1 protein-coding gene is annotated in these 1,227 nt (G+C 55.1%); it reads right to left on the reverse strand.

Translation table 11 applies throughout. The features are described from left to right. Window positions 1–24: 24 nt before the first annotated feature. Window positions 25–690, reverse strand: coding sequence for a hypothetical protein (locus tag E1297_RS01645; protein WP_155133075.1), 666 nt, complete (start codon window positions 688–690; stop codon window positions 25–27). Window positions 691–1,227 lie beyond the last annotated feature (537 nt).

Below are 1,227 nucleotides of genomic sequence, written 5' to 3' on the forward strand. Positions count from 1 at the left end.
GAAGGGGTTTGCCGCGCTTCTGGATCAATTCCGCGCCACCATCATCTTTTTCAGGAAATCGGACATTAGTCCGCTTATCAGGTTTGCTTCTATGCAATCCTTTCGGGCCTTGCGCAGGTTATTTCCGGAAACGCCCCTGCGAGTCTTCTCGTGTATTGCCGAAGCCGTGGCTTTTAACAAACCTAGGAAAGGCTCGAAGTCCGTGCCGAGGCGCGCCTTCAGTCGCTCCCCCAGATCCTCCGCGAGGGAGTCCAGTTCCGCTTCCGAGGGCATTTCCCGCATGAGTCCCGCTAGACGCCCAAACAGCGGATCCCGGGCGTTCCTGTCTAACTCCATCCTATCGACGATGCGATTCGGGAGTTTGCCGTCCTTCACAAGGACCTCGAATTCCTCTCCGGTTATACCTAGGAATTGCGAGAGGTTTTCCCGGGTATGTGCTTCGGTTTCGTTCCGCTCGTCGATCATGTCGTCGATGTCTTCCTTCATCGTGGCGGATTCGCGCATGACGGAGGGATTCAATCTGCAAACGTATTCCGAATTTTCTGCGAGTCCTTTCAGGCAATCATCGCAAACGGCGATTTCGATACTCGTGCCATCGCAGGGATCGAAGAAGGTGCTCCCGTAGTGCCCGGGGGTGGAGAACGCGAGTCCGTCGAGAGGCTGGAATTCATCCCCGGAGATGTTTCGCATCTCCTTCTCGCATCGGATGCAACGACACTGATTCACCGACCTTCTCCTCTTTTTCGTCTCTTGAAGTCTGGCACCTCGGCGAAGATCGAGCAAGTCTTCGGCTCAAGCGCTTCGCGGGAACGCGGCGGCCAGTGCGGACTGCTGTTCTGTGACTGAGGTGCTCGACATATCCTCTGCCGTCTTCGGCAACATTGACGCCTTGAGTGCCCGAACAACCTCGTCCACAACAACCTAAGCAGAGATTTTTTCTGCCCCACGGATGATTTAACTTTTCGGCATTCCAGTTTTCAACGCCGCATTTGATCGCGGTTTTGAGCTCTCCGGCATCGAAAAAAGTCTGGTGCGCGGGTTCGGTCTGTTTGAGGGATTCCCAGACGGGCTCAATGTCATTCAATTCTGGGGTGTAGCGTGGTTTGGTCCGGGAGGTCCTGATAGTCAATTGCCGTGTGGCGAAGTCAATCGCTCCCATCATCGCGACCTTTTTGGACTAGTCTGGAGCGGGAATGCGAGGATCAGTACCACATCTGGCCCAGCTGC

The organism is Roseibium sp. RKSG952 (assembly GCF_009711355.1).

Bases quoted from the DNA above. Each gene is read 5' to 3' on its own strand.
- E1297_RS01645 (WP_155133075.1), bottom strand. From the start codon at position 690: ATGCGAAACATCTCCGGGGATGAATTCCAGCCTCTCGACGGACTCGCG.